Annotated in this window: 21 protein-coding genes, 1 tRNA gene and 1 pseudogene; 9 read left to right on the top strand and 14 right to left on the bottom strand. The window is 73.4% G+C overall.

Annotated elements, in window-relative coordinates; genetic code table 11:
• The 4 genes and pseudogenes from NH602_RS02210 to NH602_RS02225 all read right to left on the bottom strand — a co-directional run.
• Nucleotides 1-1815, bottom strand: a pseudogene (locus tag NH602_RS02210) (peptidase S41); the annotation flags it as partial.
• Entirely contained in the window at nucleotides 1812-2999 is a 1188-nt protein-coding gene (locus tag NH602_RS02215; protein ID WP_179761069.1) for a type III PLP-dependent enzyme, read from the bottom strand. The pseudogene NH602_RS02210 and the gene NH602_RS02215, both read right to left, overlap by 4 nt.
• Nucleotides 3000-3283: 284 nt before the next feature.
• Nucleotides 3284-6907 (bottom strand): transcription-repair coupling factor, encoded by a 3624-nt coding sequence (mfd, locus tag NH602_RS02220; RefSeq protein WP_179762920.1) that lies wholly within the window; start codon nucleotides 6905-6907, stop codon nucleotides 3284-3286.
• Nucleotides 6908-7104: 197 nt separating this feature from the next.
• Entirely contained in the window at nucleotides 7105-7929 is an 825-nt protein-coding gene (locus NH602_RS02225) for a siderophore-interacting protein (protein WP_179761070.1), read from the bottom strand.
• Nucleotides 7930-8118: 189 nt separating this feature from the next.
• Between NH602_RS02225 and NH602_RS02230 the strand changes: the two genes are divergently transcribed.
• The 4 genes from NH602_RS02230 (at nucleotide 8119) to NH602_RS02245 (ending at nucleotide 10619) form a co-directional block, all read left to right on the top strand.
• Complete coding sequence (locus NH602_RS02230) at nucleotides 8119-9000, top strand: hypothetical protein (protein ID WP_062400283.1); 882 nt, start codon at nucleotides 8119-8121, stop codon at nucleotides 8998-9000.
• An 89-nt stretch (nucleotides 9001-9089) separates the two neighbouring features.
• A complete protein-coding gene (nthA, locus tag NH602_RS02235) occupies nucleotides 9090-9671 on the top strand; it encodes a nitrile hydratase subunit alpha (protein ID WP_073577641.1) in 582 nt (193 codons plus the stop codon).
• Nucleotides 9668-10327, top strand: coding sequence for a nitrile hydratase subunit beta (nthB, locus tag NH602_RS02240; RefSeq protein ID WP_179761071.1), 660 nt, complete (start codon nucleotides 9668-9670; stop codon nucleotides 10325-10327). Before nthA ends, nthB begins: the two co-directional genes overlap by 4 nt.
• Complete coding sequence (locus NH602_RS02245; protein ID WP_073577639.1) at nucleotides 10314-10619, top strand: nitrile hydratase accessory protein; 306 nt, start codon at nucleotides 10314-10316, stop codon at nucleotides 10617-10619. Before nthB ends, NH602_RS02245 begins: the two co-directional genes overlap by 14 nt.
• Here the strand turns inward: NH602_RS02245 and NH602_RS02250 are convergent.
• Genes NH602_RS02250 through NH602_RS02260 form a run of 3 tightly spaced genes read right to left on the bottom strand, consistent with a single transcriptional unit; the run spans nucleotide 10616 to nucleotide 15002 of the window.
• Nucleotides 10616-12127, bottom strand: coding sequence for a GntP family permease (locus NH602_RS02250; protein ID WP_374210116.1), 1512 nt, complete (start codon nucleotides 12125-12127; stop codon nucleotides 10616-10618). The genes NH602_RS02245 and NH602_RS02250 overlap by 4 nt on opposite strands.
• Nucleotides 12128-12129: 2 nt before the next feature.
• Nucleotides 12130-13755 (bottom strand): amidohydrolase family protein, encoded by a 1626-nt coding sequence (locus tag NH602_RS02255; RefSeq protein WP_253066860.1) that lies wholly within the window; start codon nucleotides 13753-13755, stop codon nucleotides 12130-12132.
• On the bottom strand, nucleotides 13755-15002 hold the full coding sequence (locus NH602_RS02260; RefSeq protein ID WP_179761074.1) for an amino acid deaminase: 1248 nt from the start codon (nucleotides 15000-15002) through the stop codon (nucleotides 13755-13757). The genes NH602_RS02255 and NH602_RS02260 overlap by 1 nt, the downstream gene beginning before the upstream one ends.
• Nucleotides 15003-15122: 120 nt before the next feature.
• Here NH602_RS02260 and NH602_RS02265 point away from each other — a divergent pair, with 120 nt between their 5' ends.
• From NH602_RS02265 to NH602_RS02275, 3 genes are read left to right on the top strand one after another with little or no spacing between them, the layout of a single operon-like run.
• Nucleotides 15123-16097, top strand: a complete 975-nt coding sequence (locus tag NH602_RS02265) for a PfkB family carbohydrate kinase (RefSeq protein WP_253066861.1) — start codon at nucleotides 15123-15125, stop codon at nucleotides 16095-16097.
• A complete protein-coding gene (locus tag NH602_RS02270) occupies nucleotides 16094-16858 on the top strand; it encodes an IclR family transcriptional regulator (RefSeq protein ID WP_253066862.1) in 765 nt (254 codons plus the stop codon). Before NH602_RS02265 ends, NH602_RS02270 begins: the two co-directional genes overlap by 4 nt.
• Entirely contained in the window at nucleotides 16855-17271 is a 417-nt protein-coding gene (locus NH602_RS02275) for a RidA family protein (protein ID WP_167379109.1), read from the top strand. The genes NH602_RS02270 and NH602_RS02275 overlap by 4 nt, the downstream gene beginning before the upstream one ends.
• A gap of 161 nt (nucleotides 17272-17432) precedes the next feature.
• Here NH602_RS02275 and NH602_RS02280 read toward each other — a convergent pair whose 3' ends face one another.
• From NH602_RS02280 to NH602_RS02300, 5 genes are all read right to left on the bottom strand, one after another.
• Nucleotides 17433-17702 (bottom strand): DUF2277 domain-containing protein, encoded by a 270-nt coding sequence (locus NH602_RS02280; RefSeq protein WP_178374489.1) that lies wholly within the window; start codon nucleotides 17700-17702, stop codon nucleotides 17433-17435.
• Nucleotides 17703-17774: 72 nt separating this feature from the next.
• Complete coding sequence (locus tag NH602_RS02285) at nucleotides 17775-18800, bottom strand: NAD(P)-dependent oxidoreductase (RefSeq protein WP_073577633.1); 1026 nt, start codon at nucleotides 18798-18800, stop codon at nucleotides 17775-17777.
• A 31-nt stretch (nucleotides 18801-18831) separates the two neighbouring features.
• Nucleotides 18832-19506 (bottom strand): PIG-L deacetylase family protein, encoded by a 675-nt coding sequence (locus NH602_RS02290; protein WP_073577632.1) that lies wholly within the window; start codon nucleotides 19504-19506, stop codon nucleotides 18832-18834.
• A 28-nt stretch (nucleotides 19507-19534) separates the two neighbouring features.
• Nucleotides 19535-20374 carry a sugar phosphate nucleotidyltransferase gene (locus NH602_RS02295; RefSeq protein WP_073577631.1) on the bottom strand — a complete coding sequence of 280 codons (840 nt, stop codon included), beginning with the start codon at nucleotides 20372-20374 and terminating at the stop codon, nucleotides 19535-19537.
• A gap of 1 nt (nucleotide 20375) precedes the next feature.
• Nucleotides 20376-21650 (bottom strand): methyltransferase domain-containing protein, encoded by a 1275-nt coding sequence (locus NH602_RS02300; protein ID WP_253066863.1) that lies wholly within the window; start codon nucleotides 21648-21650, stop codon nucleotides 20376-20378.
• Between the two features lie 162 nt (nucleotides 21651-21812).
• On the opposite strand from NH602_RS02300, the gene NH602_RS02305 reads away from it, so the two are divergent.
• Nucleotides 21813-21883, top strand: a tRNA-Gln gene (locus NH602_RS02305).
• Nucleotides 21884-22216: 333 nt separating this feature from the next.
• On the top strand, nucleotides 22217-23176 hold the full coding sequence (locus NH602_RS02310) for a Dyp-type peroxidase (protein WP_253066864.1): 960 nt from the start codon (nucleotides 22217-22219) through the stop codon (nucleotides 23174-23176).
• 57 nt (nucleotides 23177-23233) lie between these two features.
• Here the strand turns inward: NH602_RS02310 and NH602_RS02315 are convergent, their stop codons facing one another.
• Together NH602_RS02315 and NH602_RS02320 are read right to left on the bottom strand one after the other, a co-directional pair.
• The gene (locus NH602_RS02315; protein ID WP_073577628.1) at nucleotides 23234-23677 is read right to left on the bottom strand and encodes an OsmC family peroxiredoxin; all 444 of its coding nucleotides are present in this window, start codon (nucleotides 23675-23677) and stop codon (nucleotides 23234-23236) included.
• Nucleotides 23678-23779: 102 nt separating this feature from the next.
• Nucleotides 23780-24301, bottom strand: a complete 522-nt coding sequence (locus NH602_RS02320; RefSeq protein ID WP_100879598.1) for a L,D-transpeptidase — start codon at nucleotides 24299-24301, stop codon at nucleotides 23780-23782.
• Between the last annotated feature and the right edge of the window lie 96 nt (nucleotides 24302-24397).

Here is a 24397-nt window from a genome sequence, read left to right on the forward strand (position 1 = left end):
CGCACCGTCGGCGGCTCCGCCGGCGACACCGTCACCGGGCGGTTCGGGCTCGTCGCCGGGCTCCGACGGGGCCGGGGGCGTCGACGGGGTCGCGGGCGGGTCGTCCGGGCCTTCGTCGGCCGGGTCCACCGGGCGGCCGTCCGGCCCCGCCCCGAACGGCGACGGCGTCCGCGCGGCCAGCGGCACCAGGAACGGCTTCCAGCCGGTGCCGAAGGTCAGGTCGAAGGAGTGCTCGTCGTAGCTGGGGTCGAACACCCGCCGGGACAGGAACGCCAGGTGCCTGCCGTCGGCGGTGAAGACCGGGTCGCTGTCGTGGAAGCGGGCCGGGGTGACCTCGGCGTGCTCGCCGTCGGCGACCCGGGTGAGCACGATCCGCGACAGCCCCTCGGGGGCCGGGTCGCACCAGGCCAGCCAGGCCGAGTCCGGTGACCAGGACACGTCGGAGGGCTCGCCCGCGGTGCCGCGGTGCAGCTCGCGCAGCTCCCCCACCGCCCGGGCCGGGACGGCCTCGTCGACCACGCCGTCGTCGGGCCGGTCGTCGGGGCCGGGTGCCGGGTCCGGTGCGGGATCGGCGCCGGTGTGCAGCACCAGCAGCCTGCCGTCGTGCGTGGTGAGCGCGACGGCGGACCCGTCCGGTGCCGGGGCCAGCTCCAGGACCCGTCCGATGCCGCCCGCGGCGTACCGCGCCCGCTCCGGGGCCTCCGGGAGGTGCGGGTCGAGCGGGGCCACGACCACGGCGTCCTCGCCGGTCGCGTCGTCCACCCATACGGCGCGGTGCGTGCCGAGCGGGTGCGCGAGCCGGGCCCGCACACCGGGCTCGGCGAGCAGTGCGCGGGCGGGGCCGTCGCGGTGGGTGAGCCGGTGCACGCTCCCGCGCACCGACACGATGCTCGTGCGGCCGGTGCGGTCGGGCCGGACCGGGCCGAGGTCGGCGGGCAGCGACGCGCGGAACGGCTCGCGGGCGCGCCGCGGCCCGCCGGGCCGGACGTCGATCCGGCGCGGCTGCGAGGCGGCGGACAGGTCGTCCAGCAGGAAGATCTCCCCGGCCGACTCGTAGACCACCCGGCGCCCGTCGGTGCTCGCGTGCCGGGCGTAGAAGTCGGTGCCGCCGCCGGACCCGTGGTCGGTGTGCCGGCGCAGGTCGGTGCCGGGGTCGGCGAGCGGGACGGAGTAGACGTTCCCCCAGCCCTCGTGGTCGGAGACGAACGCCAGCCGCGGGCCCGACCCGTCGTCGACGACCATGGGGCACTCCAGCTGCCCGGCCAGGGCGGCGAGGACCCGGGTGAACTCCCCCGTCCCGGCGGTGTCGAGCCACAGCCGGCCGGCGCGCCCACCGCGGTAGCGCTTCCAGTGTGCCGCGTCGCGCCCGCCCTCGACCTGGGTGAGCACGGCGGGTCCGCCGGGCTGGTGGGCGAGCGCGGAGAGCGTGCCGTACGGCAGCAGCCGCGGTGCCCCGCCGGTCGCCGGGACCGCGTACGCCCACAGCCGGGAGGTCGCGTCGCCGTGCGCGGACAGCGCGACCACCGCGCCGTCGGGGGTCCAGCCCGCGGCGCGGGTCGGCGCCTCGCCCCACCAGGTCAGCCGGGTGGGCGTGCCACCCTCGGCGTCCACGCGGTACACCTCGGGCGCGCCGTCGCGCCGGGACGCGAACGCGACGGACCCGCCGTCGGGCGAGAAGCGCGGTGCGGTGACGGGCACCCCGTCCGCGGTCAGGCGGTGGGCCCGCCCGCCCTCGACCGGAGCCGTCCACAGGTCGTCCTCCGCGACCAGGACGAGCGTGTCACCCGACAGATGGGGATGGCGCAGGAAGCTCACACGGCGACGTTAGCCGCACGCACCGACATTCCGGACCCGCCCGCGGCGGGGTCCCCGGTGCAGACGCACCGCAGCGGGGCGAAGCCGTTGAAGCCCACCGAGGAGTAGCTGGCGGTGTAGGCGCCGGTGTGCAGCAGCCGGACCACGTCACCGGCGCACAGGTCGTCGGGGAGCAGGTAGGGGTGCCTGCGGTAGAGCACGTCGGCGCTGTCGCAGGTCGGCCCGGCCAGTACGACCGGGGAGCGGGGGCCGTCGTCGTGCGCGGTGCGGATCGGGTAGCGGACCAGCTCGCCCTCGGTCTCGGCGAGCCCGCCGAAGCGGCCGACGTCGAGGTAGACCCAGCGCGGACCGGCGTCACCGTCCCGGTCGGACACGAGCACGACCTCGCTGTGGAGCGTCCCCGCGTCGGCGACGAGGCCCCGGCCCGGTTCGATCATCAGCTCCGGCCGGTCGTCGCCGAACTCCGCGGCGACCGCCTCGCGGATCGCGTCGCCGTAGTCCGACAGCGGGCGGACCTGCGCGTCGTAGTGCGCGGGGAAGCCGCCGCCGAGGTCGAGCAGGTCGGGTCGCAGCCCGCGGGCGCGGACCCGGCGGAACACCTCCGCGGCGTCGGCGATCCCGGCCCGCCACGCCCCCGGGTCGAGCTGCTGGGAGCCGACGTGGAACGACACGCCCGCGGCGCGCAGCCCGGCCGCGTCGGCGTCGAGGAGCAGCGACGCGGCCGCGGCCGTCGAGCACCCGAACTTGCGGTCCAGCGGGAAGCAGGAGCCCGCGCCGGTGCAGGTGACCCGGACGAACACCTCCGCTCCCGGCGCGCAACGCGCGATCTTGTCCAGCTCGGCGGCCGAGTCGACGGCGAACCGGCGGACCCCGCTGCGGTGCGCGAACGCGATGTCGCGTTCTTTCTTCACGGTGCTGCCGTAGGAGATGTCCGCGGGCCGCGCGCCGGCTGCGAGGCACAGTTCCAGCTCCGGCCGGCTGGCGACGTCGAATCGCGCGCCGAGACCGACCAGGAATGCGACGAGCCGCGGGGCCGGATTCGCCTTGACCGCATAGAACAGTTCCGCGCCGGGAAGTGCACGTCCGAATTCGGCGTACCGTTCCCGGACGGCGTCCAGGTCCAGCACCAGGTACGGAGTGCAGATTTCGACGGATTCGGTGGAGACGGGCCGGCGATCGGACATCGGACACACCTCTTTCCCGGACACGGGGAGTTCACGACGGAAACGGCGCTCTGATCTGCCGTTGATCCGATCGTAAACAGTGTGGATCACGCCCGTGTGGTGCCGTGGATCACCGGAGGAAACGGGAACCCACGTCGTGCGATTGATCCCGACAACTCCGGCGAGCGGTTCGGCGGTGTCCGTCCCGTTCCGTCCCGGAAACGGCACGGGCGCCGACACCCGATGTTCTTCGGTGCAGCACCCGGTGTTCATCAACGCGGCGTCAACGCCGCGTCGGGGCCGCGTCAGGACGAGGCGGAGCTGTGCACCGGGGTGGAGGTCGGCACGATCTGCAGCAGGAGCTCCGCGCACCAGCCGAGCAGCTCGACGTCGCGCATGGCGGCACCGCCGATCCGGTTGCCCTGCACCGGCTTGGGCACCGTGACGACCTGCGCGGCCGCCTTGTACTGCGCCTTGGGGTAGAGCCGGCGCAGCCGCAGCTGGGCGGAGTCGGGCAGCTGCATCGGACCGATCCGCAGCTGGGTGCCCGCCGAGGCGACCTCGCGGATGCCGAGGCGGCGGCAGAGCTGGCGGAACCGGGCGACCTCCAGCAGGTTGCGCACCGGGGTCGGGGGCTCGCCGTAGCGGTCGGTCAGCTCCTCGACGATCGCGGTGAGCGCGGCGTCGTCCGGCGCCTCGGCGATCTTGCGGTAGACCTCCAGGCGCAGCCGCTCGCCGTCGACGTAGTCGTGCGGGACGTGCGCGTCGACCGGCAGGTCGACCCGGACCTCCTGCAGCTCCTCCGGCTCGGCCCCGATCTCCCCGCCCGCCTGCCTGCGGAACGCCGCGACGGCCTCCCCGACCAGGCGGATGTAGAGGTCGAACCCGACGCCGGCGATGTGGCCGGACTGCTCGGCACCGAGGATGTTGCCCGCGCCGCGGATCTCCAGGTCCTTCATCGCGACGGCCGCACCGGAGCCGAGCTCGGAGTGCTGGGCGATGGTGGCGAGCCGGTCGTGTGCGGTCTCGGTGAGCGGATGCTCCGCCGGGAACAGGAAGTAGGCGTAGCCGCGGTCGCGGCCACGCCCGACCCGGCCGCGCAGCTGGTGGAGCTGGGACAGGCCGAGGGTGTCGGAGCGTTCGACGATCAGGGTGTTGGCGTTGGAGATGTCCAGGCCGTTCTCGACGATCGTGGTGCAGACCAGCACGTCGAACTCGCGGTGCCAGAACGCGCTGACGGTCCGCTCCAGCAGGTCCTCGTTCATCTGCCCGTGCGCGACGGCGACCCGCGCCTCGGGGACGAGGTCCTGGATCTTCTTGGCCGCCCGGTCGATCGAGCTGACCCGGTTGTGCACGTAGAACACCTGGCCGTCGCGCAGCAGCTCGCGGCGCAGGGCGGCGGCGACCTGCTTGTCGTCGTAGGCGCCGACGTAGGTCAGGGTCGGGTGCCGCTCCTCGGGCGGGGTGGTGATCGCCGACATCTCGCGGATGCCGGCGAGGCTCATCTCCAGGGTCCGCGGGATCGGCGTCGCGGACAGGGTGAGGACGTCGACGTGCGCCCGGAGCGCGGTGATGTGTTCCTTGTGCTCGACGCCGAAGCGCTGCTCCTCGTCGACGATCACCAGGCCGAGATCCTTGTAGCGGATGCCGGTCTGGAGCAGCCGGTGCGTCCCGACGACGACGTCGACGGTGCCGTCGGCGAGCTTCTCGATCGTCTCACGCGCCTCGGCCGGGTCGGTGAACCGCGACAGCCCGCGCACGGTCACCGGGAACTGGCGCATCCGCTCGGAGAACGTCGACAGGTGCTGGGTGGCGAGCAGCGTCGTCGGGACGAGGACGGCGACCTGCTTGCCGTCCTGCACCGCCTTGAACGCCGCCCGCACCGCGATCTCGGTCTTGCCGAACCCGACGTCGCCGGAGATGACGCGGTCCATCGGGACCGGACGCTCCATGTCCCGCTTGACCTCGTCGATCGCGGAGAGCTGGTCGGGGGTCTCGGTGTAGGGGAAGGCGTCCTCGAGCTCGCGCTGCCACGGGGTGTCCGCGCCGAACGCGTGCCCCGGCGAGGCCTGGCGCGCCGCGTAGAGCTGCACCAGACCGGCCGCGATGTCCTTGACCGCCTTGCGGGCGCGGCTCTTGGTCTTGGCCCAGTCCCCGCCGCCGAGCTTGTTGACGGCGGGCTGCTCGCCGCCCACGTAGCGGCTGATCTCGTCGAGGGCGTCGGTCGGCACGAAGAGCCGGTCGGCGGGCTGGCCGCGCTTGGAGCTGGCGTACTCCAGCACCAGGTACTCGCGGGTGGCGCCCTGGACGGTGCGCTCCTTCATCTCGATGAAGCGTCCGATGCCGTGCTGGTTGTGGACGACGAAGTCGCCGGGCTGCAGCACGGCCAGGTCGACGGCGTTGCGCTTGCGGGGGGTGGTCTTGCGCGGCGCGGTGTCGAGCCCGGCGCGGCTGCCGGTCAGGTCGGCCTCGGAGACGACGACCAGCCCGACCTCCGGCGCGGTGAACCCGTTCAGCACGCGCCCGCAGGTGACGGTGACGATCCCCTTCTCCGGGGCGTCGGCGAGCACCGGGACGGCGGAGGCGGGGACCTCGGCCTCGCGCAGCTGCTCCAGCGAGCGGTCGGCGGTGCCCTGCCCGGCCAGCACGAGCACCGCGGCGCCGCCGGTGGCGACGTGCGCGCGCAGGTCGGTCAGCGCGCGGTCGGTGTCGCCCCGGTAGGGCTCGATCTCGTGCACGCCCGCCACGACGACGTCGTCGGAGCCCGACAGCAGCGGCGACAGCGAGACCACCGGGCGGCCGGTCGCCGTCGCGTGGTCCAGCGTGACGCGCAGGTCGCGGTAGGCCGACCCGGAGACGTCGATCGGGGCCTCGCCGCCGGAGCCGGACGCCAGCCAGGACGCCTCCAGGAACTCCTGCCCGGTGCGCACGAGGTCCGCACAGCGGGTGCGGATGCGCTCGGGGTCGGCGAGCAGCACCCGCGTCCCGTCCGGGAGCAGGTCGGTGAGCGTCTGCATCTCCCCGCCGACCAGCGCCGGGATCAGCGACTCCATGCCCTCACCGGGGATGCCCTCGGACAGCTTCTCCAGCAGCTCGCGCAGCGGGTTGCGGTTGAGGCCCGCGGTCTCGGGCTGCTCCAGGGCCAGCTCGCCGGCCCGCTCGCGCACCGGGGTGGTGAGCAGCAGCTCGCGGCACGGCGGCACGTCGATCCGCGTGACCTCGCCGACCGAGCGCTGGTCCGCGACGGAGAACGACCGCACCTCGGAGACCTCGTCGCCCCAGAACTCGACGCGCACCGGGTGCTCGGCGGTCGGCGGGAAGATGTCGAGGATGCCGCCGCGCACGGCGAACTCGCCGCGGGTGGTGACCATCTCGGCGCGGCTGTAGGCCAGCTCGACCAGCCGCACCAGCAGCTGCTCGAAGTCGTACTCCTCGCCGACGGCCAGCGTCACCGGGGCGAGCGTGCCCAGCCCGGGCGCGACCGGCTGGATCAGGCTGCGCGCCGCGGTCACGACCACCCGAGGGGCGGTCTCCGCCGAGGAGAGCCGGTGGAAGATCGTCAGCCGGCGGGCGACGGTGTCCGGGCGCGGGGACAGCTTCTCGTGCGGCAGCGTCTCCCAGCTCGGCAGTACGACGACCGGCGCGCCCGCGCAGTCGTGCACCGTGTCGGCGGCGGCGCCCGGCGCCTCGCCGTGGCCGAGCAGGTCCGACACCGCGGCCGCGAGGTCCTCGGCCTCCCGGTCGGTGGCGGTCACGGCGAGCACCGTGGAGGTCTCGGCGAGCCCGGCGGCGAGCAGCGGGCGCACCGCGGAGGGACCCTCGACCTGCACGGCAGGGGTCTCACCGGCGCGGGTGTCCGCGGCACGGGCGGCGTCGACGGCGGCGCGGAGACCGGCGTCGGACAGGGCGGAGGTGAGCAGACCGGACAGGATGGCCACGACGGCGCTGGCTCCTCGGTGGAGGTGGGCTGGCGGTGCGCGCGACGACGGGGGCCGGCCGCGGGCAGGACAGACCCCTGCCCGGGTCGCGGTAGGGCTCCCGACCCGGTCGGGGTGCCGGCCTCCGAGTTTACGCCTGGCCCACGCGGGCGCCGACCGAGGCGTCGGTGTCCCGCGGCACGTCCCGCTCAGAGCAGCCCGTCGCGCTCCAGGGTCGCCTCGTAGAGGTCGAGCATCCGCTCGTCGTCGCCCCCGGCGGCGACGGCCGCGTCGGCGTAGGCCTTCTCGAAGCGCTCCTGGTTGGCCTGCCAGGTGCGACGGAAGGTGTCGGCGTCACGACGCCAGTAGCCGAGCACGCCGTAGGCGCCGGGCGGCAGGCCGCGCTCGTGGCGCAGGTGCTTGCGGGCGGCGCGGGTCGCGGACGCCTCACCGCCGACGTAGACGTAACCGGGCCCGTCCGGCAGCGCCAGCCCGGCGACGATCTCCGCCAGCCGGCTGCCGGTCTCGCTCGCGGGCTCGCGGCGGACCCGCGCCCGCGCGGGGAAGTCGGCCGGGACCTCGTCGATCTCCAGGACGACCTCGGTGTCGATGCCCTCGGGTGTCTCGGTGACGATCCGGGCGAGCGCCGGGAGCGCGGCCGCGTCGCCGACGAGGATCTGCCAGCCGACGCCGGCCGGGCGCTTGAACCAGCTGTTCGAGTGCGAGACCTCGATCTCGTCACCGACGCAGGCCCGCCGGGCCCAGCCGGCGCCGACCCCGCCGGGGTGACAGACCAGGTCGATGGACGCCCGGGTGCGGCAGGGGCTGACCTCGCGCAGGGTGTACCAGCGACCGTGGTCGTCGCGGCCGCCGTCGGGCAGCGGGAAGTGGAAGACGCAGGCCTCGTCGGGGACGCCCGGCAGGCCGAGACCGGCGAGCCCCTCCCCCTCGAGCTCGGCCCGGACGAAGACGTCCGAGACCCGCTGCAGACCCACCACACGGACCGCCGCCCGATCCTCGGTCACGACCGACATCGCCGCCTCCTCCATAGGTGAGGCTCAGCTAACCATGACGGAGCGGACCACACCAAACGGATCTTCCGGACACGGTGTCGCACAGCGCGACTACTACGTTGCATCGTAAATGCTCACCCGATCGTGTGCGCTAGCGTCGACAGACGTCAGGCGGGTTCCCGACCCCGAGCCAGCACGGAGGAGCAAGCGGTGATCACGGTCTACCTCAACCGCCGGATCGACGACGACGCGCGCCGCGAGTCCCTGTTCCGGGGCGACTTCCACCTCTACAGCGGGATCGGCGGCGCGAACGCCCTCGCCGACCACGCCAAGGACCTGATCGGTCAGGCCTTCGAGGGCCTGGACCCGGAGCGCGCCCAGTACGAGATGGACGTCGACGAGTTCGTCCGCCGCGTCGAGCCGCTCAAGCGCGAGTTCACCAACGGCGACCGGACCAAGGCGCTCTGCCAGCAGTTCGCCGTCGACTTCGGCGTCGACCCCGAGCGCACCTACTTCGACATCCCGCGGCTGCGCGTGATCCCGGCCGACCAGTTCCTCACCGCCGGTGTGTCCTACAACTACAAGGCGCACCGCGACATGTGGTACGGCCACCCGCAGCAGCTCGTGAACTACTGGACCCCGGTGTTCGACGTCGTCGGCGACAACGTCATGAGCATGTACACCGACTACTTCGACCGCCCGGTGAAGAACGGCTCGAACCAGTACGACTACGACGAGTGGGTCGCCAAGCACCGCACCGCGGCCGCCGGCGAGAAGACCACCGACACCCGTCCGCACCCGCTCCCGCTGGAGGACTTCGAGTCCCGCGGCGAGATCCGGATCGCCGGGCAGTCCGGTGACGTGTTCATGTTCTCGTCGAACCACCTGCACGCGTCGGCGCCGAACACCTCCGACGTCACCCGGTTCTCCTACGACCTGCGCACGATCAACCTCGACGACGTCCGGGCCGGCCGCGGCCCGCGCAACGTCGACTCGGGCGCGACCGGCACCACGCTGGGCGACTTCCTGCGGGTCTCCGACCTCGCCCCGCTGAAGGCCGAGGAGTTCGAGGACGCACTCACGCACGCCTGAGCCCACCGCCCTCCCGACGGCCCGGTACCGCGAGGTGCCGGGCCGTCGTGCTCTCGACGCCCCGGCCCTGCCTGGCTAACGTCGTCCCGATGAGCGGTGAGCTGCGACCGGTGGACGCCCGCGTGCGGGCACTCGAGTCGATCCTGGTCGAGAAGGGCTACGTCGACCCGGCCGCACTCGACGAGATCATCGAGACCTACCAGCACCGGGTCGGCCCGCGGAACGGCGCGCACGTCGTCGCCCGGTCCTGGACCGACCCGGACTTCGCGGCCCGGCTCGCCGACGACGCGACCGCGGCGGTCGCCGAGCTCGGCTACGGCGGTCGCGGCGGCGAGCACCTCGCCGCGGTGTTCAACTCACCGGGCGAGCACCACCTCGTCGTCTGCACCCTGTGCTCCTGCTACCCGTGGCCGGTCCTGGGTCTGCCCCCGGTCTGGTACAAGTCGCCGGCCTACCGGTCGCGGGCGGTGCTGGACCCGCGCGGCGTGCTCGCCGACTTCGGGACCGTGCTCGACGACGACGTCGCCATCCGGGTGCACGACTCCACCTCCGAGCTGCGCTACCTGGTCGTCCCGCAGCGTCCGGCCGGCACGGACGGGTGGTCCGCGGACGAGCTCGCCGCGATCGTCTCCCGCGACGCCATGATCGGCACCCGGCTGGTGTCGGCGTGAACGGCGCGCACGACCTCGGCGGCGCGATGGGCTTCGGGCCGGTGGAGCCCGAGCCGGAGGACGTCCGGTTCCACGCGGGCTGGGAGCCGCTGGTGCTGGCGCTGACCCTCGCCGCGGCCCGCCCGGGCGGCTGGTCGATCGACGAGTCCCGGCACGCCCGCGAGTCGCTCCCGCCGCCGGTCTACCTGACCCTGACCTACTACGAGATCTGGCTCGCGGCGACCGAGAAGCTGCTGGTCACCCACGGCCTGGTCGGCGCCGACGAGCTCGACGCCGGGCGCCCCCTGCGCCCGCGCGCCGACGCCCCGGCCGCGCTGGACGCCGACGCCGCCGCCCGGGTGCTGGCCACCGGCGCCCCCACCGAGCGCGACGACACCGGCCCGCCCCGGTTCGCCCCCGGCGACCGCGTGCGGGCCCGGGTGATGCACCCGCGCGGGCACACCCGGCTCCCCCGCTACGTCCGCGGTCGCTGCGGGACCGTCGAGACGCGCCGCGGGACCCACGTGCTGCCCGACGCCCGCGCGCACGGCCACGGCGAGTGCCCGGAGCCGCTCTACACCGTGGTGTTCACCGGCCCCGAGCTGTGGGGCCCGGACGCCGACCCGACCACGACCGTCTCCGTCGACGCCTGGGAGTCCTACCTTGAGCCCGCCTGACGGCCCGGTCTTCGACGAGCCGTGGCAGGCGAGCGCGTTCGCGCTGGCCGTGGCCCTGCAGGACACCGGGACGCTGGACCGGCAGGAGTTCGCCGAGACCCTGGGCGGCGAGCTGGACACCGGCCTGGACTACTGGGACGCCTGGCTCGCCGCGCTGGAGCACCTGCTCGACGGGCTAGGCGTCGCCGACCGCGGCTCGGTCGAGGAGCGGACCGGCGCCTGGCTGCGTGCCGCCGTCGCGACCCCGCACGGCGCGCCGGTCACGCTCGACGCCGACCCGCTGCGCTCCTAGACGACGGCCCACACCAGCGCGGCCGCGGCGAACCCGACGACCGACAGGATCGTCTCCAGCACCGTCCAGGTCATCAGGGTCTGCTTCACCGTCATGTTGAAGTACTTGGCGACGATCCAGAACCCGCCGTCGTTGACGTGGCTGGCGATGATCGACCCGGCCGACACGGCGACGACGATCAGCGCGAGCTGCGGCTGGCTGTAGCCGCCCGCGGCGACGGTCGGGCCGATGATGCCCGCCGTCGTCACGATGGCGACGGTCGCCGAACCCTGGGCGATCCGCAGCGCCGCGCTGATCAGGTACGCCGAGGCGATCACCGGCAGCCCGATCGCGGTCATCGAGCCGGCCAGTGCGTCGCCGACGCCGGTGGTCTGCAGGACCTTGCCGAAGAACGCCCCCGCCCCGACGACGAGCAGGATCATCCCGACCGGGCGCAGCGACTCGCCGGAGATCCGGCCGAGCTCGGCCATCGACGTCCCGCGCCGGATGCCGAGCAGGTACAGCGCGAGCAGCACCGACAGCGTCAGCGCGATGGCCGGGGTGCCGAGCAGCACGAGGACGTCGCGGAACACCGTGCCCTCGGGGAGCGTCACCCCCGCGACGGTCGCGGCGAGGATGAGCACCAGCGGGACCGCGATGATCGAGGAGATGAGCGCGACCGACGGGGGCGCGGCCACCGCGACCGCGGTCTGCGGGCCGGCCGTCTCCGCGGTGCGGACACCACCCGTCCCGCCGCCCGGGTCACCGTCACCGTTGCTGTCGCCGGCGTCGCGCGCGGAACCGGCCGGGCCGGGGGCGGCGGCCGGGGCGGCCCCACCGGGCAGGTCCTCGGGCACGCCGACCTGGATCCGCCGTCCGATGAACGAGCCCCACCAGACGCCGCTGACCAGCCAGGCGGGAATGCCGCAGAGCAGGCCCATCGCGATCACCCAGCCCATCCCGACGCCGAGCAGCCCGCCCGCGGTGACCGGTCCGGGGTGCGGCGGCAGGAACGCGTGGGTCATCGACAGCCCGGCGAGCATCGGCATCGCATAGAGGACCAGCGAGCGGCCGCCGCGGCGCGCGGCCACGTAGACCAGCGGCGCGAGCACGAAGATGCCGATGTCGAAGAACACCGGGATGCCGAGCACCAGCCCGGTAACACCCATCGCGAGCGGTGCGCCCTTCGGCCCGAACAGCCGCAGCAGCCGTTCGGTCAGGGCGTCCGCGCCACCGGAGCGCTCCATGATCGCGCCGAGCACGGTGCCCAGCCCGATGATCGGGGCGATGTGGCCGAGGATCCCGGCGAAGCCGGTCTCGAACAGCGAGTCCGACGCCTTGATCGGGGTGCCGACGAGGTCGGTGACCGACACGCCCGCGACGAGCGCGACCAGCACGCCGGTGACGATGAGCGCGATGAACGGCTCCAGCCGTAGTCGCATGATCATGATCAGCAGCAGCGCGACGCTGACGGCGGCGAGGGTGAGCAGGCCGGCCGTGTCGTTCTGCAGCCAGTCGAGGAAGGTCATCGTCATCCTCCGGTGGGGTGGGTGCCCGGTGCGGTGCGGCCGTCGGCCCGGCGGCGCAGCGCGCGACCGGCGAGCGCGTCGGTGCGCTCCCCGCCGTCGATCGCGAAGGCTCCGTTGACCAGGACGTACGGGATGCCGGCCGCCTGCTGGGCGGGCTCGGCGAAGGTGGCGGTGTCGGTGACGGTGTCCGGGTCGAACACGACCAGGTCGGCGGCCAGGCCCGGCCGGACGCGACCGCGGTCGGCCAGGCGGAGCCGGCCGGCGGCGCGTCCGGTGAGGTGGTGGACGCACTCCTCCAGGGAGAACAGCCCGAGCTCGCGGCAGTAGTGGCCGAGGTAGCGGGGGAAGGTCCCCCAGGCCCGCGGGTGCGGCTTCGCGCCGACGAGCAGGCCGTCGCTGCCGCCGGTGTGCCGCGGATGGCGCATGATCGCGCGGACGTTCTCCTCGTGCCCGACGTGCTGCAGGATGCCGGTCCCGAAGTCGTCGCGGAGCAGGATGTCCACGCAGGTGTCGAACGGATCCGCTCCGGTCGCGCCCGCGATGTCGGCGACCGTGCGCCCGACCGTCCCGGCGAGCTCGGGGTTCGTGACCCCGCTGATCTCGATCGTCTCCCACTCGGCGACGACGCCGTGGCAGCCGTCGGAGCCGTGGACCTCCAGGTCCTCGCGGATCCGGGCGAGGGCGGCCGGGTCGCGCAGCCGCTCGCGGGCCGCGTCGAGGCCGCCGGACTGGCACCAGCTGGGCAGGATCGCCGACAGCGTCGTCGCACCCGGCAGGTACGGGTAGGTGTCGAGGGTGATGTCGACGCCGCGGGCGACGGCCGCGTCGAGCAGCGTGATCAGCTCCCCGGCCCGGCCCTTGTTGGGGCCGAAGTTGAGCGTGGCGTGGGCCAGGTGCAGCGCGCACCCGGACCGCTCGGCGACGCCGACCATTTCGGCGTAGGCCTCCAGCGCGCCCGCGCCGTAGCTGCGGTGGTGCGGGGAGAAGAAGCCGCCACGCTCCCCCACCGCGGCGCACAGCGCAGCGAGCTCGGCGCCGTCGGCGTACATGCCGGGGGTGTAGGTGAGCCCGGCCGAGAGGCCGACCGCGCCCTGGTCCATGCCGGTGCGGACGACGTCGGCCATCCGGGCGATCTCCGCCTGGGTGGCGGGGCGGTCGTCCCAGCCGCAGACCAGCGCGCGGACGGTGCCGTGCGGGACGAGATAGGCGGCGTTGCCGGCGATGCCCTCGTCGAGCCGGTCCAGGTACTCCGCGACGGTGCGCCAGGTGAAGAAGTCCGCGCCGGGGTCGCCGTTCCAGCCGGCGATCGCGCGGCGCAGCACGGGCAGCACGGCGTCGTCGACGGGGGCGTAGGACAGCCCGTCCTGGCCGATGACCTCGGTCGTCACGCCCTGGGAGACCTTCGCGAGGTGCGCGGGCTCGGTGAGCAGGCGCAGGTCGGAGTGGGCGTGCATGTCGACGAACCCGGGGGCGACGACCATCCCGTCCACGTCGACGACCCGCTCGGCCCGTCCGGCCGCGTCCGGCCCGACCGCGGCGATCCGGTCGCCCTCGACGAGCACGTCCGCGGTGTACCGGGGCCCGCCGGTCCCGTCGACGACGGTGCCGCCGCGCAGCAGCGTGCCCATCAGAAGAACGTCCGGACGAGCTCGACGACCTGCGGGTCGGGGTCGGTGCCGTCCAGCACCGGGATCCAGCGCCACTTGTCGAACGCGGTGCACGGGTGCGAGAGCCCGAGCCGGACGACCTGCCCGATCCGGACCTGCTCCTCGGTGCGCAGGAACGCGTGCTGGTCGTTGACGGCGGTGACGGTGCCGGTCAGCGGCCGCGAGGGCGACCCGAGGTCGTCGGCGATCCGCTGCGGCTCGGGCAGCCCCTCGTCGAACGGGACGTCGCGCTTGCCCGCGTCGAGCAGCGCCAGGCCGGGCTCGGGGGTCGACACCACCCGGGCGGTCACGTGCATGGCCGAGCGGAACGGGCGCTGCTCGTCGTCGCGGGCCAGCGGGGAGATGCCGCGGTAGAAGCCGTCGTCGTGGACGAGGTAGGCGCCCGAGCGCAGCACGACGCGGGTGCGCGTGTCGGCGAGCCCGGCCAGCGCGGCGACGACCTGGTCGAAGTAGGCGCTGCCGCCCGCGGTGACCACGACCTCGTCGGTCCCGTAGGACGGGGCGAGCCGGCGGTGCAGCTCGGCGAGGTCGTCGAGATAGGCGCGGACGGTCGCCAGTGACGCCTCCGACGGGTCGTGCGCGAGCGCCCCCTCGTAGCCGCCGACCCCGGCCAGCGCCAGCACCGGGCTGGCCACGACGGCCGACGCCACCCGCTCGGCCTCGGCCAGGGTGCGCGCGCCGGTCCGGCCGCCGGGCGCCCCCAGCTCGACGACGACGGCGAGCGGCCGTGCCGGGGACCCCGCGGCGGTGGTCATCGCGGTGACGGCGTCGACCGAGTCGACCCAGCTCAGCACCTCCAGGTCCGGGTCGGCGTCACGCGCGGCGGCGACGGCCCGCACGCCCGCCGGGTCGACGAGCGCGTTCGCCAGCAGCACCCGTCGCACGCCGGCGTCGATCGCGATCCGCGCCTGCCACGGCGTCGCGACGGTGATCCCCCAGGCACCGTGGCGTAGCTGCAGGTCCCACAGCGCGGGGGCCATCGTCGTCTTGCCGTGCGGGGCGAGGTCGACGCCGTGCGCGGCACACCAGCCGGCCATCCGCTCGGCGTTGGCGTGCAGGGCCGCCCGGTCGAGGGTGAGGACGGGCGTGGCCAGGTCCGACAGCCGCGGCCCGCCGGCGAGCCACTCGTCGACCGTACCGGGCAGCGGCGGGACCGACTTGGCGTACGGGCCGGGCCGTTCGGCGCCGAGCGACGCGTACCGGAGCATCCCGTTCTCCCCTCTGAGCGGGTACGTTGCGTATTCTGCAGCGCTAGTTGCGTATTTCGGTGCGGCTGTTCTAGCATCGCCGCGACAGATCGGTCAACGACGGCGGAGGAGAACCCAGCAGTGGAAACCCCGGGCCGCAGCGCCGTGGTGTGCTTCGGCGAGGCCCTCGCCCTGGTCCCCGACGCGGCCGCCGTCGACGACCCGCGGGCCCCTGCGCACGCCGCGGGTGCCGAGGTGAACGTCGCACTCGACCTGGCCGCGGCCGGCGTCGCGGTGGCGTGGGTCGGGCGTCTCGGTGACGACCGGCACGGCGCCCTCGTGCAGCACACGCTCGCCGCCGCCGGGGTCGACACCGGTGGGATCGGCGTCGACCCGGACCTCCCGACCGGCCGTTACGCCAAGTCCCCGGCGCCCGACGGCGGCACCGTCATGACCTACCGGCGGTCCGGGTCGGCGGCCTCGGCGGCCGGGCCCGAACTGCTGGAGCTGCCCGCGGTACGCGACCGGATCGCCGACGCGGACTGGGTGCACGTCAGCGGGATCACCGCGGCCGTGTCGACGTCCTGCGCGGCCGCGCTGGCCGCGCTGCTGGCCCGCCCCCGCCGGTACCGGGTCGTGTTCGACGTGAACTGGCGCGAACAGATGTGGCCCGACGGGAACCCGGCCCCGGTGGCGGCGCTGGCCGATCGGGCCGACGTCGTACTCGTCGGCGCGGACGAGGCGCGGCGGGTGTTCGGCACCGACGACCCGGCCCGCCTGCGCGCGCTGCTGCCCGGCCCGGAGCTGGTCGTGGTCAAGGACGGCGCCCGGCGCGCACTGGCCGTGCACCGCGACGGTGCGGTCACCGAGCGCGCGGCGCTGGTCGTCGACGTCGTCGAGCCGGTCGGGGCGGGCGACGCGTTCGCCGCCGGGCTGCTCACCGGCCTGGTCCGCGGCGAGGACGTGGGCCGCTGCCTGCGCCGGGGCCACCTCGGTGCCGCCGCGGTGCTCGTCGTTCCCGGCGACTCCGCCGCGCCGCTGCCCGAGCACCTGCTCGACCTCGACGACGACGCCTGGGCGACCCTGCGCGTGAGCGCCGACCGGGAGGCCGTGTGAGCACCAGCCTGACCAAGGCGCTGCGGATCCTGGTGGTCCTCGGGGAGGGCCCGGCGTCGCTCGACGAGCTCGCCACGGCGCTCGAGGTGCACAAGACGACCGTCCTGCGGCTGTTGCGCACCCTGGCCGACGAGCACTTCGTGCACCGCGACGACCACCACCGCTACCGGCTCGGCTCGCGGCTGTTCGAGCTGTCCTCGCGCGGGCTGGACCAGCGCGAGGTGCGCACGGTCGCCGCGCCGCACCTGCACGCGTTCAACCGGGCCCACGGCCACACCGTGCACCTGTCCGAGCGCGACGACGGCGAGATCGTCTACATCGACAAGCTGGAGTCGCTCGACAACGTGCGCATGGCGTCGCGGGTCGGGCTGCGCGGACCCGTGCACTCCACCGCCGCCGGGAAGGTGCTGCTCGCCGACCTGCCCGCGGCGGAGCGGAACCGGGTGCTCGACGACGTCGACTTCCCCGCCCGCACCCCGCACACGATCACCGACCGCGACGCCTACCTGGCCGAGCTCGCCCGGGTGCGCGAGCAGGGCTGGGCCCAGGACCGCGAGGAGAACGAGGCCTCGATCAACTGCATCGGGGCGCCGGTCCGCGGACCGGCCGGAACCGTCGTCGCGGCGGTGTCGGTGTCCGTGCCGACCATCGTCGCCGGCTACGACCAGCTGATGGAGCTGGTCCCGTCACTGCTGGCCGTCACCGGGACGATCTCCCGCGACCTCGGCTGGCGCCCGACCCGAGAGGATCCCCCCGCATGACCACCGCCGCCAACGGCACCGTGACCACCACCGACGCACCCGCCCCCGCGCACACCTTCAGCCAGGGCGTGCGCAAGGGCGGCCTGCTGCAGGTCTCCGGGCAGGGCCCGATGGACCCGGCGACGAAGCAGTACATCGCGCCGGGCGACGTGCACGCCCAGACGCTGCGGACCCTGGAGAACGTCCGCGCGATCCTGGAGGCGGGCGGCGCCTCGGTCGGCGACGTCCTGATGTTCCGCGTCTACCTCACCGAGCGGGAGCACTTCTCCGCGATGAACGACGCCTACGGCGAGTTCGTGTCCCGGCACGTCCCCGACGGTGCCGCGCTCCCCGCACGCACCACCGTGTTCGTGGGCCTCCCCCACGCCGAGATGCTGGTGGAGATCGACGCCCTGGCCGCCCCGGCCGCCTAGCAACTCGCCGAGATGCACGTTCCCGCCCCCACCGGGGCGACAACGTGCGTCTCGACAGGGCGACGTCGATCGGGCGTTGCGGAACCGTGCTCCCGGCCACGGGAACGCGACGCTCGGAAGGCGTCGGCCGAAACCGGACTGCTGCTCGACCTACGGCTCCCTCAGCGGGCGTAGCGCAGCTCCGCCCGCGCCCGGGCCTTCGCCGCCTCCACCTCACGGTCCTTCGGCGGGGCGGTCGTGGTCAGCCCGTCGAGCAGCTCCCGGGTCGCCTCGGCGACGGCGGCGACCGCCCGTTCGAACACCTCGGCGTTGGCCTGAGACGGCTTCGCCGCCCCGGCGATCTTGCGGACGTACTGCAGCGCCGCGGCGTCCACCTCGTCGGTCGTGGCCGGCGGCTCGAAGTTGTGCAGCGTCCGGATGTTGCGGCACATGGGCACCCCCTGGATACGACGACGGCCCGCCCCGCGACCGTAGCGCGGGACGGGCCGTCGACCGAGTGCGAACTACTGGACGACGTGCATCGACCCGTCGAGCTCCCCCGCCGCCTGGCGCCGGTTCAGCACCGCGAGGCGGGTGAAGGAGTGGTCGAACGCGTCCTGGGTGAGGCCGCGGTTCCGGTACTCGGTGGCGAGCTGCTCGGCACCGGCCGGGATCGTCCAGGACGCCTCGAAGCCGAGCTCCTTGCGGGCCCGGGCGAAGTCGACCCGGTAGGAGCGCGGGTCGTTGCCGGCCTCGCCGGTGATGTTGAGCGTCGAGCCGGGGACGGCGTCGATCACGGCCTGCGCGATCTCGGCGACGGTCCGGTTGTTCGTCTCGGTTCCCACGTTGTAGGCCCGGGCCCGGACGACGTCCGCCGGGGCGCCCAGCGCCGCGACGACCGCACCGGCGATGTCCTCGGCGTGCGCGAGCGGACGCCACGGGGTGCCGTCGGACAGCACGGTGACCTCGCCCGTGAGGACCGCCCGGCCGACCAGGTTGTTCAGCACGATGTCGGCGCGCAGCCGCGGCGAGAACCCGAACGCGGTCGCGTTGCGCATCGAGACCGGCACGAAGTCGGCGTCGGCGAGCTCGGCGAGGTCGTCCTCGACGCGGACCTTCGAGATCGCGTAGGGGGTGACCGGCTTGAGCGGGGCGTCCTCGTCGACGAGGTCGTCGCCGGACTGGGCGCCGTACACCGAGCAGGTGGAGGCGTAGACGAAGCGGCCGACACCGGCTTCCTTCGACAGCCGGGCCAGCCGGGTCGACGCGTGGTGGTTGATGTCGTAGGTGATCTCCGGGGCCAGCGAGCCCAGCGGGTCGTTCGACAGCGCCGCCATGTGAACGACGGCGTCGAACCCGGCCAGCTGGTCGACGGTGACGTCCCGCAGGTCGGTCGACATCCCGTCGACGTCCGGGGTGTCCAGCGAACCCAGCACGCAGTCCGCGAACAGCCCGGAGTCCAGGCCGATGACCTCGTGACCGGCGGCGGCGAGCAGCGGCGCCATCACGGTCCCGAGGTAGCCCTGGTGCCCGGTGAGCAGTACGCGCATGAATATCCCTTTCTCGGCGGTGTGTGCGGGGTCAGAAACCGCTCGGCTCGGAACCGACCATCGGCGCTGCGGACAGCGTCAGCTTCTGGACGTGGAAGCCCTCGGCGTAGCGGGCATGGCACTGCACCCCGCGCACGCGGGCCAGGCCGCGGAAGGTCTCGTCGTCGAACCAGGTCCGGTCGCGCTGGCTGCCGTAGTGCTCGTTGAGCTTGGCGATCTTCTCCGTGAGCACCGGCTCGGACAGCGGCAGGAAGACCGTCGGCTGGGCGAGGTCGCCCTCCCACTTGAGGATCTCGTAGCCGAGCGTCAGGTGGTCGCGGAACGCGGTCGGGATCATCTGCGACAGCGTCCGGTGGTCCTGGTGGGCGTCGTGCGGCGACGGGCCGATCACCAGGTCCGGCTCGCTGCGGCTGCGCAGGTCCTCCAGCGCCATCTTCGCCCGCTCCCAGTGCTGCGGGACGCGGCCGTCGGGCAGGTCCATGACGACGACGTCGAGGTGCGCGCCGGGGGTGAACGCGGCCAGTGCGGCCCGCTCCTCCTCCTCGCGCAGCGACCCCGCCCCGGTCAGGACCAGCGCGGTGACCTGCACCCCCGGATAGGCGCGGCACAGCTCCAGGAGCATCCCGCCGGCCCCGATCGGGATGTCGTCACAGTGGGCGCCGAGCAGCAGGATCCGGTCCAGCCGCTCGGGCAACAGGTTCAGCACGGTCTCTCGTTCCCCCCGGAATCGCGGCCTAGTCGCGCTGGTGGCTGCTGCGGTGCATCTCGGCGATCGCGGCCTGCAGCGGGTCCTGGTCGGTCTCGTGGGACTCCCAGAGCATCCACGGTCGCGCGCCGCTCTGGTAGGCCGCCTCCAGCGCGTTGCGCTCCTTGACGGTGTCCGCAGGCTGCCAGAAACCGCGGTGCCGGTAGGCCGACATGCGGCCCTTGCGCGCCAGCGGGGCGGCGGCGTCGGCGATCAGGTCGCAGTCCTTCTCGAGGAAGTCGAAGATCTCCGGCCGGAACATGAGGTAGCCGCCGTTCTCCCAGATCGGCATCTCCTGCAGCGTGGTGATCGACTCGAGCCTGCCGTTGTCGTCGACGTCGACGCAGTGGAACGCCGACTGCGGCGGCACCGCCATCAGCTGCCCGACGGCGTCGGTGCCGGCGAACTGCTCGACCATCCTGTCCAGCGGGGCGTCGGTGAGGACGTCGGCGTAGTTCGCGTGGAACATCTCCTCGTCCTTGACCAGCGCCTTCACCCGGCGCAGACGCTCACCGATCGGCGAGTCCAGACCGGTGTGGACGAACGTGATGTTCCAGTCCTTGATGTCGCTGCCCATGAGCTCGACCTCGCCCTGGTGCAGCACGAAGTCGTTGGACTCGGTCTCGTCGTAGTCGAGGAAGTAGTTCTTGATGTGGTGCGCGCCGTAGCCCAGGCACAGGACGAAGTCCTTGTGGCCGAAGTGGGCGTAGTAGCGCATCACGTGCCAGATCAGCGGGCGCGGCCCCACCGGGTGCATCGGCTTCGGGAGGTCGGACGCGCCATCGCGCATCCGCATGCCGTAACCACCGCAGAACAGGACGACCTTCACGTCAGACCACCTCGAGCGACGGGATCGGGAAGACCAGCGTGCCGCCCCACTCGCGGACGTAGGACAGCTGCTCGGTCAGCTCGGTGCGCAGGTTCCAGGGCAGGATCAACACGTGGTCGGGGCGGTCCTGCGCGATCCGCTCCGGAGCGAAGATCGGGATTCGGGTGCCCGGCGTTAGCCGCCCGTGCTTGTACGGGTTCCGGTCCACCGTGTACTCGAGCAGGTCGGGCCGGATGCCGCAGTAGTTGAGCAGCGTGTTCCCCTTGCCCGGGGCGCCGTAGCCGACCACGCGCTTCCCCTGCCGGCGGGCGTCGATGAGGAACGACACCAGGTCGTCGCGGATGGTGGAGACGGCCTCGGCGAACCCGTCGTGTCCCTCCGGCGTGTGCAGCCCGGCGGCCGCCTCGGCGGCCAGGACCTCGCGGACCTTCGCGCTCGGCTCACCGGCGACGTCGGCCGGGCGCGCCCACATGCGGATCGAGCCGCCGTGGGTGTCGAGCAGCTCGACGTCGACCAGGGTCAGCCCGCCCGCGGCGAGCGCCCGCTGCCCGGTGAGCAGCGTGTAGTACTGGAAGTGCTCGTGGTAGATCGTGTCGAACTGCTTGCGCTCGACGAGCGTGAGCAGGTGCTGGACCTCGATGGAGACCCAGCCGTCGTCGGCGACCATGGCGCGCAGTCCCTGCGCGAAGCCGACGACGTCGGGGATGTGGGCGAACACGTTGTTGCCGCAGACCAGGTCCGCCGGGCCGTGCTCGGCGCGGACCCGGGCGCCGGTCTCCGGGGTGAGGAACGCGGTGAGCGTCGGGACACCCTTCTCCCGGGCGGCCTCACCGACGTTCACGCTCGGCTCGACGCCCAGACAGCGGATCCCCTTCGCGACGACGTGCTGGAGCAGGTAACCGTCGTTCGAGGCGACCTCGACGACGAACGAGCCCGTGTCCAGCCCGGCGCGCTCCTGCGCCGAGTCGACGAAACGGCGCGCGTGGTCCACCCAGGACGAGCTGAACGAGGAGAAGTAGGCGTACTCCTCGAACGTCTCCTCCGGGCTGATCTCCGGCGGCAGCTGGGCGAGCAGACACGAGTTGCACACCCGCACGTGCAGCGGGAAGGTCTGCTCGGGCTGCTGTGCCGTCTCCTCGGTGAGGAACAGTTCACAGGGCGGTGTGGCGCCCAGGTCGCAGAAGCTGCGCAGGTCGGTCGTGCCACAGAGACGGCACGTCAACGCGGTTCCGGACCCGATCGACGACGTCGTCCCGGAAGCATCCGTGTTCAGCACGCACGGAAGTGTGTCAACCCGACGGGTGTCCGCCGCGCCCGGGGTGCGGGTCACCCTTTCGTGGGTGTTTGTCCGTGTTCCCGCTCATCTCCGGCCGGCGCGGAGTGCGGGTGCGCTGCAGGGACGGCGTCGCCGACGTGTCACGATGACGAGGCCCCACGATCCGCCGTGGTGTAACGGCAGCACCTCGGATTTTGGTTCCGATGGTCCAGGTTCGAATCCTGGCGGCGGAGCAAGCCGCCGATGTGCGACACGGCCCCAGGGCCAGGACAGCGCGGTCGACGGCGAGACGGCGGCGACGTTCGCGGCCCCGACGACGGAGGCCACCTGCCTGCGCCCGAACTGCGGCATCAGCTCGGGGACCGGCCCGGCCTCGAACTCGCGGCGCTCGGCCGCGGTGGCGTGGTACATCAGGACCACCTCCGAGCCGATCCGGCCCGCCTCCTCGAAGCTCGTGTCCAGCTCGTTCGTGGTCGCGCCGTCGGTCGACGACGAACCCGAGCTGGGCGAGCAGCTGCGCGCGGCTCGGACGCGGTGTCACCACGGGGTCGCTACGCTCCGGCGGTGTGACCCACGCGACCGAACGCGCAGTCCCACCACCGGAGCCCCAGGACGTCACCGCCCCGCTCACCGCCGCGGCTGCCTTCCTCGTCCTGCGGGTGGTCGACGGGCCGGACTCCGACGCCAGGGTCCGGTCGACGCTCGCCGCGACCTCCGACCTCGTCAAGAACGTCCGCATCGGCGCCGACGGCGCGGCGTTCCACTGCACCGTCGGGATCGGGCACCGGGTGTGGGAACGGGTCGTCGGCGGGCCGCCGCCGCGCGAGCTCGCACCGTTCCGCGAGATCACCGGCGCGAGCCACACCGCCGTCGCCACCGAGGGGGACCTGCTCTACCACCTGCGGGCGGACAGCACGGACCTGATCGTCCGCTTCGAGATGATGCTGCTGGACTCCTTCGGCGACACCGTCACCACCGTGGACGAGACCACCGGCTTCCGCTACCGGCACGGCCGGGACCTGCTCGACTTCGCCGACGGGACGGCCAACCCGGACGGGGCGGGCCTCCCGGCCGCGACCCTGGTCGGCGAGGAGGATCCGGCACACGCCGGCGGCAGCTACGTCGTCGTCCAGAGGTACCTGCACGACATGGCCGCCTGGCGCGGGCAGGACGTGGCCACCCAGGAGGGGATCGTCGGGCGGACCAAGTTCGACGGGGTGGAGCTGCCGGACGCCGAGGAGGGCCAGAAGTCGCACAAGACGCTGTGCACGATCACCGACGACGACGGCGTCGAGCACGACATCCTGCGGGACAACATGCCGTTCGCGTCGCCGGGGCGCGGTGAGTACGGCACCTACTTCATCGGCTACTCCCGGCGCCTGTGGGTCGTGGAGACGATGCTGCGCCGGATGTTCGTCGGCGACCCGCCGCCGCTGCACGACCGCATCCTCGACTACTCGACCCCGACGACCGGGTGCACGTTCTTCGTCCCCGCCCGGCCCGTCCTCGACGGCCTGGACGACTGACCCGGACACGACGACGCCCCCGTCCGGATCCGGACGGGGGCGTCGCAGGTGTCGTTCTCAGCTCTCCAGCGCGGCGTCCAGCGTGATCTCGACGCCGGTCAGCGCCTTCGACACGGGGCAGCCGGCCTTGGCGGCCTCCGCGGCCTTGGCGAAGCCGTCGGCGTCGAGTCCGGTGACCTCACCGCGCACCTTCAGCGTGATGCCGGTCAGCTTGAAGCCGCCGTTGTCCTTGTCCGGGCCGAGCGAGACGTCGGCCGAGACGTCGAGGGACTCGGGGGTCCCGCCCGCCTCGGCGATGTTCGCCGAGAGCTGCATCGCGTAGCAGGCGGAGTGCGCCGCGGCGATGAGCTCCTCGGGGCTGGTGGTACCACCGGCGTCGTCCGCGGCGCGCTTGGGGAAGCTGACCTCGTAGGTACCGACCTTGGAGCTGGACAGCTCGACCTGGCCGGAGCCCTGCTCCAGGGAGCCGTTCCATGCGGTGCGGGCGCTGCGCGTGGGCATCGTTACCTCCGTGTCGTGGGGACCGATTTTGCACAACCGATCACTCGGCAGTCTTCTCCGCCCCAGCCGTTCCCGCCACCCCGGACCGCGAAACGCCTCCGGTCACTGCGGGATGTTGGTGACCTCGACCCGGTCGCCGACCTGCAGCGAGTTGAACCAGCGCTCGGCGTTCGCGCGGGACAGCCGGACACAGCCCGCGGACTCGGTCTCGGTGTTGCCCTCGTGGAAGGCGATGCCGCCGGGGGCGAAGAAGACCGCGAACGGCATCGGCGCGTTGTTGAACTCCGCGCTGCGGTGGTCCTTGTTCTTCCACTGGACCTGGAAGACGCCGGCCGGGGTGCGCTGGCCCTTCTTCCCGAACGACGCCGGGACCGGCCCGGCCTCGATCTTCCCGTCGCGGATCAGCCACGCCGTGCTGTTCGCGAGGTCGACGCAGGCGCGCGCGGCCGCCGAGCAGGGCGTCCCCTCGGCGCGGCCCGGACCACCCCGGTCGGACGCCGTCGGCGCCGCGGACGCGGTCCCGATCATCCCGGCGGTCAGCCCGGCCAGCACCAGGGCCGCCACCGTGGCCAGGACCGTCATCACCCGGGGCCGCCGGCGGCGTCCCTCGACCTCGCGCGTCATCGCACTCCGCTCATCATCGCGGACGGTGACCGGTCGGTCACCGCCGTCTGAACGGTGGAACGAGACCGGTACCCGACCGGTTACCACCCGAAGGGT

The organism is Pseudonocardia sp. McavD-2-B, from assembly GCF_024124365.1.
In the GTDB taxonomy this organism is placed as follows: Bacteria; Actinomycetota; Actinomycetes; order Mycobacteriales; family Pseudonocardiaceae; genus Pseudonocardia; species Pseudonocardia alni.